This window comes from Nitratidesulfovibrio sp. D1, assembly GCF_051133415.1.
In the GTDB taxonomy this organism is placed as follows: Bacteria; Desulfobacterota; Desulfovibrionia; order Desulfovibrionales; family Desulfovibrionaceae; genus Cupidesulfovibrio.
The window spans coordinates 205,761-219,051 of the sequence record NZ_JBPGNZ010000002.1 but is presented as its reverse complement, the minus strand read 5'-3'; the positions used below and the strand labels follow the sequence as shown (position 1 = coordinate 219,051).

Genomic DNA, 13,291 nt, shown 5'->3' with positions numbered 1-13,291 from the left:
AATCATCCCTCTTCCCACTACATCCGCACCGGGAGCCCCCATGGTCTGGATTCACCCCGTCCTGCAGTTCGTCGCCACGCTCATCGGCCTGTATGCCACGTATTTTGGCTGGATACGCTTTCAGTCCTCGCACATGGGCCGCAAGCTGGTCTTTCCGTGGAAGGCGCACGTCAAATGGGGCACCGTGGCCCTGGCCGTCTGGGCGGCCGGTTCGCTGCTGGGGCTGGCCGTGGCCAGGCTGGAGTGGTCCAACATGTTCCTGACCGGCGCGCACGCCTGGGTGGGCCTGCTGATGGTGCCGCTGTGCGCGGTGGGCTACTTCACCGGGCAGCGCATGGACGTGGTGAAGAAGCGCCGCAAGCTGCTGCCGCTGGTGCACGGCGTCAACAACCTGCTGCTGGTGGTGCTGGCCCTGTGGCAGTTGTGGACGGGAATCATCGTGGTGCGCGATTATCTCCTGTAGTTCCGGACCGTTCGCATGACCCTTGCACGCGGCGTATCCGCATCCACACGGGTCATTCCCCCGCCAGTCCGCCCGCGTGGCTGGGGCTGATGCCGAAGTAGCGGCGGAATTCCCGGCTGAACTGCGAAACGCTTTCGTAGCCCACCATGCGCGCCGCCTCGCTGGCGCGCACGCCGTCCTCGCGCAGCAGGCTGCGCGCCTTGTTCAGGCGCACCCGCTTCAGGTACTGGATGGGCGAGAACGAGGTCACGTCCTTGAACGCCCGGTGGAAGGTGGACGGGCTCATGTTCACGAACCCGGCCAACTGGTCCACGTTGAACGGCTCGGCGAAGTTGCCGTGGATCTGCTTCAGGGCCTTCTCGATGCGCGACATGTTGGTGTTTCTGGTGACCAGCGCGTGCAGGGCCGCCGCGTTCTCGCCGCACAGCACCCGGAACAGCAGTTCGCGCACCAGCCCCGGCCCCAGCACCTGCGTTTCCAGCGGGCAGGACAGCGCCCACAGCAGACGCAGCACCGTGTTCTTAAACGCGGTGTGGGCCCTGGCCAGGAACAGCCCCTGGTGGGTGCACCCTTGCGTCAGCGACCGGTAGTCGATACGGTCTTCTATCTGATCTATGAGTTGATTGAGCACGCCGAGGTCGATGTCCACGGTCAGGGAGAGCAGGGGCTTTTCCGGCGTGGCCACGGCCTCGCATTCGGCGGCGATGGGCACGCTGAGGGCCAGGTAGTGGTCCTGGTCGTACTGGTAGACCCGCCCGCCGAAGTGCACCAGCTTGGCCCCCTGGCCCAGGATGATCAGCCCCTGCCGGTACAGCAGCGGCGCCCGGTGGATGGAGCCGGAGGTTCTGTACAGCCCCACGCCGGGCAAGCCTGTTTCCGTCTTGCCCTCGTTGGTGGCGAGTCTGCCCATCAGTTCAGCTATTTCACGCATGTATCCTCCATGGCGGAAAACGGCGGACCTCGTAGCCCATGTTCCGGACAGTACCCGATTTGACGCGTTTCTGCCACCCGTTGCAGGATCAGGCAAGAGTTTGGCAGGAATGTGCCTTCTCTTCCGGGCACGGTCCGTTTATTTCACGGAGCATCGAACATCCCCCGCGACGTTTCGGCTGCATTCGCCGGAATGGCGCGCGGCGGGGATGGCGGCCCCGGCGGCCCCGGCGGTCCTGATCACGAGGGATCGCGAGAGACCCCGAGGGGCCGCGAAACCGTGAACGGGCGCACCGCGCCCGGCACCGAAGGAGCGAGACGTGCTGTACAGAACCATGCCCAAAAACGGTGACACGCTGTCCGCGCTGGGCTTCGGCTGCATGCGCCTGCCCATGCGGGACGGCAAGGTGGACGAGGCCCGCGCCATCGCGCAGATCCGCAGCGCCATCGACGGCGGGGTCAACTACGTGGACACGGCGTGGCCGTACCACAACGGCGAGAGCGAGATCGTGCTCGGCAAGGCCCTGCGCGACGGCTACCGCGAGAAGGTCAGGGTGGCGACCAAGCTGCCCTCTTGGCTGGTCGAGGACCGCGCCGACATGGACCGCTACCTCGACGCGCAACTGGAGCGCCTTGGCGTTTCGTGCATCGACTACTATCTGGTGCACGCCCTGGACGGCCCCCTGTGGGACACCGTGCACGGGCTGGGCGTGCTGGAATTTCTGGAAGCGGCCAAGGCCGACGGGCGCATCGCCAACGCCGGGTTCTCCTTCCACGGTCTGGCGGAAGACTTCAAGCGCATCATCGACGCCTACCCCTGGGTGTTCTGCCAGATCCAGTACAACTACCTGGACGAGACCTATCAGGCGGGCACCGAAGGGCTGCGCTACGCGGCGGGCAAGGGCATCGGGGTGATCATCATGGAGCCGTTGCGCGGCGGCAATCTGGGCCTGATCACCGCGCCGCCCGCCGTGCAGGCCATCTGGGACGAGTCGCCCGTGCGGCGCACCCCGGTGGAATGGGCGTTGCGCTGGATATGGAACCACCCGGAGGTGACGGTGGTGCTGTCCGGCATGAACGAGGAAGCGCACATCGCGGAGAACCTTGCCATTGCCGGTTCCGCCGAGGCCGGGGCCATGAGCCCGCGCGACCTCGAACTGGTGGCCCGCGCCAGCGCCAAATACCGCGAACTGATGAAGGTGCGCTGCACCGGCTGCGGCTACTGCATGCCGTGCCCCATGGGCGTCGCCATTCCCATGTGCTTCGAGACCTACAACAAGATGCACATGTTCGGTAACATCGAGGAAGGCAAGTTCCTGTACGCCATGCGGATGAGCGGCGAGATCGGCGGCGAGGGCCCCGGCTACGCCTCGCAGTGCGTGGCCTGCGGGCAGTGCGTGGAAAACTGTCCGCAGCACATCGCCATTCCGGACGTGCTGGCCGAACTGGCCGCCGAACTGGAAGGGCCGGACTTCGCCCAGTTGCAGGAGGCGGGGCGGCAGATGATACGCCGCACCCTGTAGGGGCTACCCCGCGATACACGAAAGAATACCCGCAGTCCGGTCGGAACGCGACCCGGCCGGGCTGCGGGATATCTCCCCGGCCGGAGGATTGTTGGCGTGAAGATACTGTTTTACGACTGCTTCGCGGGCATCAGCGGCGACATGCACCTTGCCGCGCTGCTGGCCCTTGGCGTGGAGCCCGAATACCTGCGGGCCGAGTTTTCGAAGCTGGGGCTGGACCACGAGTTCGAACTGCGGGTGACCCCGGACATGCGCAAGGGTATTTCCGGCCTGCGGGTGGACGTGGTGCTGGCGCACGAAGGCCAGGACTGCGGGCAGGATAGGGGGCGCGGCCATGCGCACGGCCACGAGCATCATGATCATGATCATGAGCACCACCAGCACGGGCGCCATGACCATGGGCATGATCACAGCCACGGCCACCACCATTCCCATGATCATCACCACCCGCCGCACCGCAACCTGCCGGACATAGAGGCCATCATCACCGCCAGCGCGTTGCCCGAGCCGGTGCGGCGCACCAGTCTGGCCATCTTCCGCAAGCTGGCCGAGGCCGAGGCCAAGGTGCACGGCAAGCCGGTGGACGAGGTGCATTTTCACGAGGTGGGGGCCACCGATTCCATCGTGGACATCGTGGGCGCGGCCATCTGCTACCACCGCCTGGGCGTGGACGCGGCCTGGGCTTCGCCCGTGGAGCTTGGCGGCGGCTTCGTGCGCTGCGCCCACGGGCTGATGCCCGTGCCCGCCCCGGCCACGGCGGAACTGCTGTCGGGCATTCCCACCACGCGCGGGGCCAGCCCGCACGAGACCACCACCCCCACGGGCGCGGCCATCCTGGCCACGCTGGTGCGCCGGTTCACCGCCGCGCCGCGCATGGCCGTGCAGCGCACCGGCTACGGCATCGGCCACCGCGACACGGAACTGCCCAACCTGCTGCGGGTGCATCTGGCCGAGGTGGATGAGGCACACGCGGGGCGCGCCGCCGACGCCGCGTCTTCCTCCGCGTTTCCGGCAGCCGGAGAATTGCCCTCCGAGCCCGCGCGCCTCCTGCAATGCAACATCGACGACATGACCGCCGAGCAGTTGGCCGTGGCCATGGAACTGTTGATGGAAGAAGGCGCCATGGACGTGCACTTCACCCCCATCATGATGAAGAAGGGGCGGCCCGCCACCTGCGTTTCGCTGCTCTGCGCCCGGCACGAGCAGGAGCGCTTCGCGCGGCTGCTGTTCCGGCACACCACCACGCTGGGCATCAAGAGCGTGCCCATCGACAAGATCGTGCTGGAAACGCGCTTCGAACGGCTGGAAACCCCGCTGGGCCCCGTGACCATGAAGCAGGCCCTGCTGGACGGCGAAGTGCTGCGCGCCAAGCCGGAACTGGAAGACTGCAAGGCGCTGGCGCGCAAGCACTCCATCCCCCTTGCCGACGTGTATCTGGCCATCGGCAAGGCCCGATAGGGGCTATTTCAAAATTGTCCTTTCGCCCGTTGGCGTCGTCAAACATCGCCTGCCATTTCGGTCAAATACGAGAAGAGTACGCTCTGCGGTCGCCATCCGTAATGCTCGAAGACTCGCATAACGGCTGCCGCACTCCCTCATGGCAGGCTTGTTTTTCTTGCCAACGAACGAAAATCCTAATTTTGAAACAGCCCCCCAGCATGGTTTTGATAACGATACCGGCAGCGCCCGTGCGGCGCGCCGCAACGACGGACAGACGACATGGACAGGACCGACGCATTGCGCGATCTGCTGGAAGGCATCCGCGCGGGCACCATCGATGTGGACAAGGGCATGTCGCAACTGCGCGACCTGCCGTATCTTGAAATGGGCCACACCCGCTTCGACCTGCACCGCAAGCTGCGCAACGGCTTTCCGGAGGTGGTCTACGGCGCGGGCAAGACCCCCCAGCAGGTGGCGGAGATATTTACCCGGCTGCGCGGCCTCAGCCACGTGCTGGCCACCCGCGTCTCGCCGGAAATGGCGGAGCACGTGCTGGCCGCCTGCCCCGAGGCCACCTACAACGCCCTTGGCCGCACCCTGACCATGCTGCACGGCGAACTGGCCTTCAAGCCGGGCGAGATCGGCATCATCACCGCAGGGACCTCGGACCTGCCAGTGGCCGAAGAGGCCCGCGTGACCTGCGAAATGCTGGGTAGCAAGGCGTGGATCATCTCCGACGTGGGGGTGGCGGGCGTGCACCGGCTGTTCGACCGGCTGGACGAACTGCGCAAGGCCCGCGTGCTCATCGTGGTGGCGGGCATGGAAGGCGCGCTGACCAGCGTGGTGGGCGGCCTCGTTTCGCAACCGCTCATCGCCGTGCCCACCTCCGTGGGCTATGGCGCCAACTTCGCCGGGCTCTCCGCGCTGCTCGGCATGCTCACCTCGTGCGCCAGCGGCGTCACCGTGGTCAACATCGACAACGGGTTCGGCGCGGCCTGCGCCGCGTGCCGCATCAATAATTTGTTTGTGTAGGGGGTTGTTTTCTGGAAGCCTCCGGCGGGCAAGGGGCTAACGCCCCCTGCACCCCCAAAAAGGGATATTGTGTGGCATCAGCTCACCAAAACGAAAAGAACCGCCCATTGGGCGGTTCTTTTCGTTAAAGGGGTGCAGGGGGAGAATCCCCCTGCCCGCCGGAGGCATACAAAAAATGAAGCCCGATCCACAATGAAAACCTAATCCACCCGGTAGTGACACCCCAGGCTCTGCTTGTTCCTGAGCGCCGCCATGGTCACCATGTAGGCGGTCTGGCAGCCGTGGAACAGGTCCACGAGGGGTTTGGAGAGCGGGGTGCGCTTGTAGAAGTCGTGCAGGTGGCGCGACAGGTCGCGCAGGTCTTCGAAGGCGCGCTGCAACCGGCTGCGGGTGCGGGTGATGCCCACGTAGTTCCACATGGTGTGGCGGATGGTGGCCCAGTCCTGCGCGATGAGGGCGGGGTCGTCGTTGCGTTCGTCGCCCGAGGACTGCCAGTCGGGAATGGAATCGCGCAGGCGTTTGCCAAGGCCGCGCTGGCCGCCGGAGCGCCTGGCGATGTCTTCCGCCGCGGTGCGGCCCCACAGCAGCGCTTCGAGCAGCGATGTGGAGGCCAGGCGGTTGGCCCCGTGCACGCCGGTGCAGCTGCATTCCCCCACGCTGTACAGCCGTTCCAGGGTGGTGCGGCCCGTGAGGTCGGTGAGGATGCCGCCGCAGAAGTAGTGTGCGGCAGGCACCACGGGGATCAGGTCGCGCCGGATGTCGATGCCCAGTTCCAGGCACCGCGCGAAGATGGTGGGGAAGCGCTCCGCCGGGTCCTGCTCCATGTGGCGGGCGTCCAGGTACACGCATTCCTCGCCGTTGCGCAGCATTTCCTCCACGATGGACCGGGCCACGATGTCGCGCGGGGCAAGGTCGGCGCGGGGGTCGTAGCGCTCCATGAAGTGCTCGCCGCTGCCGTTCACCAGCCGCCCGCCCTCGCCGCGCATGGCCTCGGTGACCAGGAACCGGCGCGAGCTGCGGTGCAGCAGTGCGGTGGGGTGGAACTGCACGTACTCCAGGTTTTCGGTGCGCACGAAGGCGCGGCTGGCCATGGCGACGCCCGATCCGATGCAGGCCGGGCTGTTGGTGGTGTGCAGGTACACCTGTCCGATGCCGCCGGTGGCCAGTACGGTGATGTCGGCAAGAATGGTCTCCACCCGGCGCAACTGCTCGTTGAAGACGTAGGCCCCCACGCACTGGTTGTTGAGCTGGTAGCGGAATTCGTTGTTGCGGGCGTGGTGGTGGCTGGTCAGCAGGTCCACGGCGGTGCGTTCCGACAGCACGCGGATGTTGGGGGCGTCGTTCACCGCCGCCATCAGCCCGTCCATGATGGCCCGGCCGGTGTAGTCGGCGCAGTGCAGGATGCGGTGCGCGCCGTGGCCGCCCTCCATGGTCAGGTCCCATTCGCATTCGGGGGTGCGGCCCTTGGCGAAGGGAATGTGCAGCCGGTCCACCAGAATGTCCTGCACGGCCTTGGGGCCGTTGCGGGCGATGTGGCGCACCGCGCGCAGGTGGTTGTGGCGGTGCCCGGCGATGAGGATGTCGGTTTCCAGCAGGCGGGGGTCATCGTCGCCCGCGCGGAACACGATGCCGCCCTGGGCCAGGGCCGAGTTGCCGCTGTCCAGGTGCTGGCCGCTGTTGATGAGCGTGACTTCCATGCCCCGGTCGGCCAGGGTGAGCGCGGCGGTGCACCCGGCGATGCCCGAGCCGATGACCAGGACCGGGGTGTGCAGGCGGTAGGTGGAATTGTTCATGGCCGTCCCTTGCGAAGAGGAGGGAGTGGGGGATGCGGTGCGGCGTTCGGGTGCCGGGCCTTCCGGATTCCGGGCCCCGGCCCCTGCCGGGCGCAGGATGCTGGTCGGCCCGCGCGACGCCCCGTTGTCGGCGGGCGTCGCGCGGGCCGTCCGTAATCTCTACGCCCGCTCAGGCACAGGCGTCCAGCATGCGTTGCAGGGCAACCCTGGCGGGTTCGTGCAGGTCCATGGGCACCGTGACCGGGGTTTCCGTGCCCGCCGCCATCCCTTCCAGGGTGCGCAGCAGCTTGGGTTCGGTTACGCGGGCCATGTGCGAACAGGCGCTTTCCAGCAGGGGCAGCACGGTCAGCCGCCCGGCATGCTGGCGGGCCAGCCGCCGCACGAGGTTGATTTCCGTGCCCACGATAACGGTGGAGCCGTCCGGGGCCTTGTCGGCAAAGCGGATGATGGCGGTGGTGGACCCGGCGGCGTCGGCGGCGTTGACCACCTCTGGCGAACATTCCGGATGCACCACGATGCGGCAGCCGGGGTGGGCGGCGCGGGCGGTTTCCATCTGGCGCAGGTTGAACCGGGCGTGGATGGCGCAGCAGCCGGGCCAGATCAGCAGTTCCGCCCGGCGGGCCTCGCCGGACAGCGCGTCGGCGGCGAAGCTGGCCGCGCGCACGTCCAGCATGTGGCGCTTGTCTTCGGGAATGCCCAGCAGGTTGGCGGTGTTGCGGGCCAGGTTCTTGTCCGGCAGGAACAGCACGGCGTCGCCCTGCCTGCGGGTCCATTCCAGCATGGTGCGCGCGTTGGCGGAGGTGCACACCGCGCCGCCGTGCCGCCCCACCACGGCCTTCACCGCCAGCGAGGTGTTCACGTAGGCCAGCGGCACCACCTTGCGGCCGTCGGCCGACAGGGCGCGCAGCACCGCGTCCACCCGTTCGGCCGGGGCCATCTGGGCCATGACGCAGTTGGCGGAATGCTCCGGCAGGTACACCTTCTGGCCGGGGCGCGCCAGCAGGGCGGCCGATTCGGCCATGAAGTACACCCCGCAGAACACGATGCTGGCGGCGTCTATGGTGGCCACGCGGCGGGCCAGTTCCAGCGAGTCGCCCCGCAGGTCGGTGTGCCGGATGACCGATTCGTGCTGGTAGTGGTGGCCCATGATGGTCAGGTTGGGGCCGAGCGCGGCGCGCAGCGCGGCGATGCGCTCCTTCTGGGACTGCTGTGCGGTCATGTCATGCCTTGCGTATGCGCATGCTGAAGTCCGCCACCGGGGCGGAGTGGGTAAGCCTGCCCACGGAGACGAAGTCGGGCCCGTGGGGGGATGCCTCGGCCAGTGAACGCAGCGTTTCCAAGGTGACGCCGCCGCTGGCCTCGGTTTCGATGCCGGGGGGCACCAGTGTAAGCGACTCGCGCAGGAGCGCAAGGTCCATGTTGTCCAGCATGATGCGGTCCACCTTGCAGGCCACGGCCTCGCGCACCTCGTCCGGGGTGCGGCATTCCACCTCGATGGGCGGGCAGGGCGCGTAGGCCGCGCGCAGGGCGGCCACGGCGGCGGTGATGGACCCGGACGCGTCGATGTGGTTGTCCTTCAGCATCAGCATTTCGGCCAGGGTGCGGCGGTGGTTTTGCCCGCCGCCCACCAGCACGGCGTATTTTTCGGGAAAGCGCAGCCCCGGCAGGGTCTTGCGGGTGTCCAGCAGGCGGGTGGCCGTGCCTTCCAGTTCACGCGCGTAGCGGTGCGTCAGGTTGGCGATGCCGGACATGTGGCAGATGAAGTTCAGGATGACCCGTTCCGCCTTCAGCACCAGCCGCGCCGGGCCTTCGATGTCGGCGGCGATGGCCCCGGGGGGCAGTTCGTCGCCGTCGGCGGTGTGCGGGTTCCAGGTCCAGCCGCCCACAACCGGGCTTTCCAGCAGGGCGGCGCAGCGCTCCATCACCAGCGGGGCAACGGGCAGCCCGGCCACCAGGGTCTGCTGCTTGGCCACGATTTCCGCCGCCAGCCGGTCCACGGGGCCGAACACGGCGTCGCTGGTCAGATCCGGGCCGTCTTCCAGCAGGGCCAGGTCGATGGCGGCCAGCAGGTGCTCGCGGGGCTGCTCCGCGAAGAAGGTGTCGAAATCCGGTACGGTATGCGATGACATGGATTGTGCCGCCACTGGCTAGATGGTACACGCAGGGTGCCCCGCGCCGCGCCTGTGCGGCGGGGGCGCGAAAAACGGCGGAAATGGCGCTTGCCGTGTAGTAGGAGCCCACCCCGGTTTCGTCAAGCCGATGTCGCGAACCCGCCACGCGGGCCGGGCATGTGAGGGGGGGACAGGGCGCGCCATGCAGCGAGGGAATTCCATGACCGGGCAGGAACACGGGCACGAGCACGACCGCGAATGCGTGGAAGGCGCCCCCCGCGACGACGGGGACGCCTGCCGGACCATCGTGCTGCCCGAGGAATGCCGCGACCCCGCCACGCCGGGCGAGGACGCCGAATTCGCCCACCCCGCCGACGTAGCCGACCATCTGGAGAATCTTTCGCTGGAACGCCAGGTGTGCGTGCTGCGCCACCTGCCCGCCGAGGACGCCGCCGACGCCCTGGCCGAGCTTGACGAGCACGTGCGCGTCGACCTGCTGGAAAACCTCGACGCCGACGTGGCCGCCCAGATCCTGTCCGAGATGTCGCCCGACGACGCGGCCGACGTGCTGGACGAACTGGACGAGGACCACCGCGACGTCCTGCTGAGCAGCCTCGAAACCGAGGACGCCGAGGAAATCCGCCATCTCATGGCCTTCGACCCGGATACCGCGGGCGGGGTCATGAACACCGAGATCATCATCCTCGACCAGGGCCTGACCGCCGACCAGGCCATCTCGCAGATCCGCGCCGAGATCGAGGACAAGGAAATCCCCTACTACGCGTACGTCGTTGACGAGCAGGACCGGCTGGTGGGCGTGCTTTCGCTGCGCGACATCATGCTCTGCAAGCCCGGCAACAAGCTGAAGGACGAGGTGCGCAACCAGGGCCTGATCTCGGTGCTGTTCGACCAGGACAAGGAAGAGGTGGCGCACCTGCTGGGCCACTACAACTTCATGGCCATGCCCGTGGTGGACTACGAGGGCCGCCTGCTGGGCGTGGTCACCCACGACGACATCATCGACATCATCCACGACGAGGCGTCCGAGGACATGCTGGGCATGGTGGGCGCGGGCACGGACGAAAGCGTGGACACGCCGTGGCACGAATCGGTGCTGAAGCGGCTGCCGTGGCTGGTCATCAACATGCTGAACTCGGCGGTGTCGGCGTCGGTGGTATATATGTTCGAAGGGTCCATCGCCCAGATGGCGGTGCTGGCCGTGCTGATGCCGATGGTGGCCAACCAGGCCGGGAACACCGGGCAGCAGGCGCTGGCGGTGATGATCCGGCAACTGGCGGTGGAGCGGTTCGACCGGCGCAAGGCGTGGTGGGCGGTGCTGCGCGAGGCCAAGATCGGCCTGTCCAGCGGGGCCATCGTGGCCTTGCTGGTGCTGTGCGCGGTGTGGGCGTTCTCCGGGTCGTGGAAGCTGGCCTCGGTGATGTCGCTGGCGCTGCTGCTGGACATGCTGCTGGGCGCGCTGGCCGGGGCGTCCATCCCGCTCATCCTGCGGGCCGTGGGGCGCGACCCGGCGCAGGCGTCCAGCATCTTCCTGACAGCGCTCACCGACGGCGCGGGGTTTTTCATCTTTCTGGGGCTGGCCACGCTGGTTCTGTTCTGAGTCCGGGCGACCGGCCCCGGCCGCGCGCGTTGCGGCCATCCGGGGCCGCCGGGCTCCCGCTATTCCGGGTCCTCTCCCGTGATGCCGAATTCCACGGGAATCTTCATGTAGAAAATCCTGAGGTCCTCTTCCCCGATTCTGGCGAACAACTGCGTCGCCTGCTCGGGGCCGACCGCCATGGTCACTTCCACCGGCTGTTCCCCCAACTCGAAGAAACGGGTGGAATGGTATCTGCCGTCGCGGCCGTAGCCACCCTGCGCGGCGGCAACGGTGGCCCCCTTGATGCCGATCTCCCTGGCTTCCCTGAGCAGCCATTCCGCTATGCTCAACATTCCGTGCGTACGCCCCTGCTGGGTGAAGAAGGTGAGCTGGTAGCCGTGCATGTGTCGTCTCCTATCGCAAGATTGTCCTGAGAGCGGCAAAGGTTCCCATCCCCAGAAACAGCATCATGAGGGAACCGACCACATGGAGCGTGATGGCGGCGACGGCCGTCATGATCCGTTGGCCTTGCAACAGCGCGCCCACCTCGGCGGAAAACGTGGAGAACGTCGTCAGCCCGCCGAGAAAGCCGGTAATCACCAGCAGGCGCAATTCCGGCGCCAGGTGGGGAAATGCGTTGAAGGCGCTTACGGCAATGCCTATGCAATAGCCGCCAAGCAGGTTGGCCGCCACCGTGCCGAGGGGGATGGGCGGAAAGACGCCGTTCAGCATCAGGCCGAAAACCCATCGCAGAACCGATCCCATGGACGCGCCCGCGCTGATGCAGATGATTGACTTGATCATGTGTGCTCCGGTTGTCGCCGCTCGATATGGGTGAGTATCTTGTGCATGCCGTGACATGGCATGGTCCGTGTGCATTGTCCGCCAACGGGTTGCGTGTTTTCTTCCGCGCTAGTTCCGCGCAACGCCGGGCTCATGCCGCCGCCGTGGCGGGGGCGCGACGAAAAGGCCGATCAGCAGGGCCGCCAGAAGGGAACACCCGGCCGAGAAGAGAAACGCGCAGGCCGGGGACACCGTCTGGTACAGGAAGCCGAAAAGGACCGAAGCGGGCAGCAGCAGGGCTCCGGCGACCAGGTTGAACCACCCGAAGGCGGTTCCGCGCCGGTCGGCGTCCACGAGGTCCGCGACGAAGGCTTTTTCGACGCCCTCGGTCGCGCCCATGAACAGGCCGTAGAAGCCGAACAGGATGAAGAGAACAGCGCTGTTGTCGCCGACGACGGCCATTGCGAGGTAAAACAGGCAATACGCGCCGTACCCGCCCAGCAGGACGGCGGGGCGTCCCAGCCTGTCGGACAGGGCGGACAGCGGCACGGAAAAGAGCATGGCGACCGCTGAAACGGCGGCCCACAGCAACGGTATCCGCTCCACCGGAACGCCGAGCTCCCCGGCCCGCAGCAGCAGGAACATGTTGGAGGAGTTGCCGAGCGTGAACAGGGCCACCGCCGTGAGGTATCTCTTGAACACCGGCGGCATGCCGCGCAGACGCCAGTCCATGGCGCTCCGTTCGCGGCTTCGCGTTGCGGGCGCCGGTTCCCGTACTCCCAGCGAGAGGCACAGGCAGAGCACGGCGGGGAGCAATGCCCACAGGAAGATGTGTTTGAGGGGCATGCCCAGGGACAGCAGCCCGAAGGCCGCCAAAGGCCCGGCCACGGCCCCGGCGTTGTCCATGGCCCTGTGCAGCCCGAACGCCAGCCCGCACTGTTCGGGACCGGCGCAGGAGGCCAGCAGCGCGTCGCGCGGTGAGGTGCGCAGGCCCTTGCCCACCCGGTCGGCGAAGCGGATGAGCAGGACCCAGCCCCAACTTCCGGCAAAGGCGATCAGGGGGCGGCCGAACCCGGCAAGGCCGTAGCCGAGGATGATCCACGGTCGTGCCGCGCGGTGGCGGTCCATGACCACCCCGGAAAACAGTTTCAGCAGGCTGGCCGTGGCTTCGGCGATGCCCTCGATGATGCCGAGCGCGCGCGGCCCGGCCATCAGGACCGAGGACAGGTACAGCGGAATGACCGGGTAGAGCATTTCGCTGGCGCTGTCGTTGCAGAAACTGATCAGTCCGATCAGCCAGATGTTGCGCGGAAGACCGATGAGCGCCCTGAACATGCTGCACCTCGTGCGGACCATGCCAAAAAAGACAACCACGTCGAAAACGTGGTTGTCTTTGCAATAGCCCACCAACGCCTTCAGAGTTGGTAGGAGTTATCAGCTAGCGCGGTTCAGGGGAAACTCCATTCCCGGTTCCGAAACTACCCGGTCGGGCAGGGAAAGTAAACCCCGTGCCGCACTCCGCCAGGCCGCATTGTCCTGATGGCCTCCGGCTCGTCGTAGAAGGGCCGGTCCCCCGCGAGGGGACCGGCCCTTGGCCGTTCGGTGCGGCAGCCCGCCGT

General features: G+C 67.0%; 12 protein-coding genes and 1 riboswitch. Of the genes, 5 read left to right on the top strand and 7 right to left on the bottom strand.

Annotated elements, in window-relative coordinates; translation table 11 throughout:
• The first annotated feature begins 40 nt into the window (after positions 1-40).
• The gene (locus ACR4XJ_RS04140; RefSeq protein ID WP_434754009.1) at positions 41-463 is read left to right on the top strand and encodes a DUF4079 family protein; all 423 of its coding nucleotides are present in this window, start codon (positions 41-43) and stop codon (positions 461-463) included.
• Positions 464-515: 52 nt separating this feature from the next.
• Here ACR4XJ_RS04140 and ACR4XJ_RS04135 read toward each other — a convergent pair whose 3' ends face one another.
• A complete protein-coding gene (locus ACR4XJ_RS04135) occupies positions 516-1,394 on the bottom strand; it encodes an AraC family transcriptional regulator (protein WP_434754008.1) in 879 nt (292 codons plus the stop codon).
• Positions 1,395-1,713: 319 nt separating this feature from the next.
• Here ACR4XJ_RS04135 and ACR4XJ_RS04130 point away from each other — a divergent pair, with 319 nt between their 5' ends.
• The 3 genes from ACR4XJ_RS04130 (at position 1,714) to larB (ending at position 5,388) form a co-directional block, all read left to right on the top strand.
• Positions 1,714-2,916, top strand: coding sequence for an aldo/keto reductase (locus ACR4XJ_RS04130; RefSeq protein ID WP_434754007.1), 1,203 nt, complete (start codon positions 1,714-1,716; stop codon positions 2,914-2,916).
• Positions 2,917-3,012: 96 nt separating this feature from the next.
• Positions 3,013-4,374: a nickel pincer cofactor biosynthesis protein LarC gene (gene larC, locus ACR4XJ_RS04125; protein ID WP_434754006.1), complete on the top strand. Its 1,362-nt coding sequence runs from the start codon at positions 3,013-3,015 to the stop codon at positions 4,372-4,374.
• A 261-nt stretch (positions 4,375-4,635) separates the two neighbouring features.
• Entirely contained in the window at positions 4,636-5,388 is a 753-nt protein-coding gene (gene larB, locus ACR4XJ_RS04120; RefSeq protein ID WP_434754005.1) for a nickel pincer cofactor biosynthesis protein LarB, read from the top strand.
• Between the two features lie 200 nt (positions 5,389-5,588).
• Here larB and nadB read toward each other — a convergent pair whose 3' ends face one another.
• From nadB to nadC, 3 genes are all read right to left on the bottom strand, one after another.
• Positions 5,589-7,181: an L-aspartate oxidase gene (nadB, locus tag ACR4XJ_RS04115; protein WP_434754004.1), complete on the bottom strand. Its 1,593-nt coding sequence runs from the start codon at positions 7,179-7,181 to the stop codon at positions 5,589-5,591.
• 169 nt (positions 7,182-7,350) lie between these two features.
• Positions 7,351-8,400, bottom strand: coding sequence for a quinolinate synthase NadA (gene nadA / locus ACR4XJ_RS04110; RefSeq protein WP_434754003.1), 1,050 nt, complete (start codon positions 8,398-8,400; stop codon positions 7,351-7,353).
• 1 nt (position 8,401) lies between these two features.
• The gene (gene nadC, locus ACR4XJ_RS04105) at positions 8,402-9,310 is read right to left on the bottom strand and encodes a carboxylating nicotinate-nucleotide diphosphorylase (RefSeq protein WP_434754002.1); all 909 of its coding nucleotides are present in this window, start codon (positions 9,308-9,310) and stop codon (positions 8,402-8,404) included.
• 202 nt (positions 9,311-9,512) lie between these two features.
• Here nadC and mgtE point away from each other — a divergent pair, with 202 nt between their 5' ends.
• Complete coding sequence (mgtE, locus tag ACR4XJ_RS04100) at positions 9,513-10,910, top strand: magnesium transporter (RefSeq protein WP_434754001.1); 1,398 nt, start codon at positions 9,513-9,515, stop codon at positions 10,908-10,910.
• Between the two features lie 59 nt (positions 10,911-10,969).
• On the opposite strand, the gene ACR4XJ_RS04095 is transcribed toward mgtE, so the two are convergent.
• The 3 genes from ACR4XJ_RS04095 to ACR4XJ_RS04085 all read right to left on the bottom strand — a co-directional run bounded on the left by ACR4XJ_RS04095 (position 10,970) and on the right by ACR4XJ_RS04085 (position 13,007).
• Positions 10,970-11,293 (bottom strand): DUF190 domain-containing protein, encoded by a 324-nt coding sequence (locus tag ACR4XJ_RS04095; protein WP_434754000.1) that lies wholly within the window; start codon positions 11,291-11,293, stop codon positions 10,970-10,972.
• 10 nt (positions 11,294-11,303) lie between these two features.
• On the bottom strand, positions 11,304-11,693 hold the full coding sequence (gene crcB, locus ACR4XJ_RS04090) for a fluoride efflux transporter CrcB (protein ID WP_434753999.1): 390 nt from the start codon (positions 11,691-11,693) through the stop codon (positions 11,304-11,306).
• 108 nt (positions 11,694-11,801) lie between these two features.
• Complete coding sequence (locus ACR4XJ_RS04085; protein WP_434753998.1) at positions 11,802-13,007, bottom strand: MFS transporter; 1,206 nt, start codon at positions 13,005-13,007, stop codon at positions 11,802-11,804.
• Between the two features lie 83 nt (positions 13,008-13,090).
• Positions 13,091-13,149, bottom strand: a riboswitch (Fluoride riboswitch).
• Positions 13,150-13,291 lie beyond the last annotated feature (142 nt).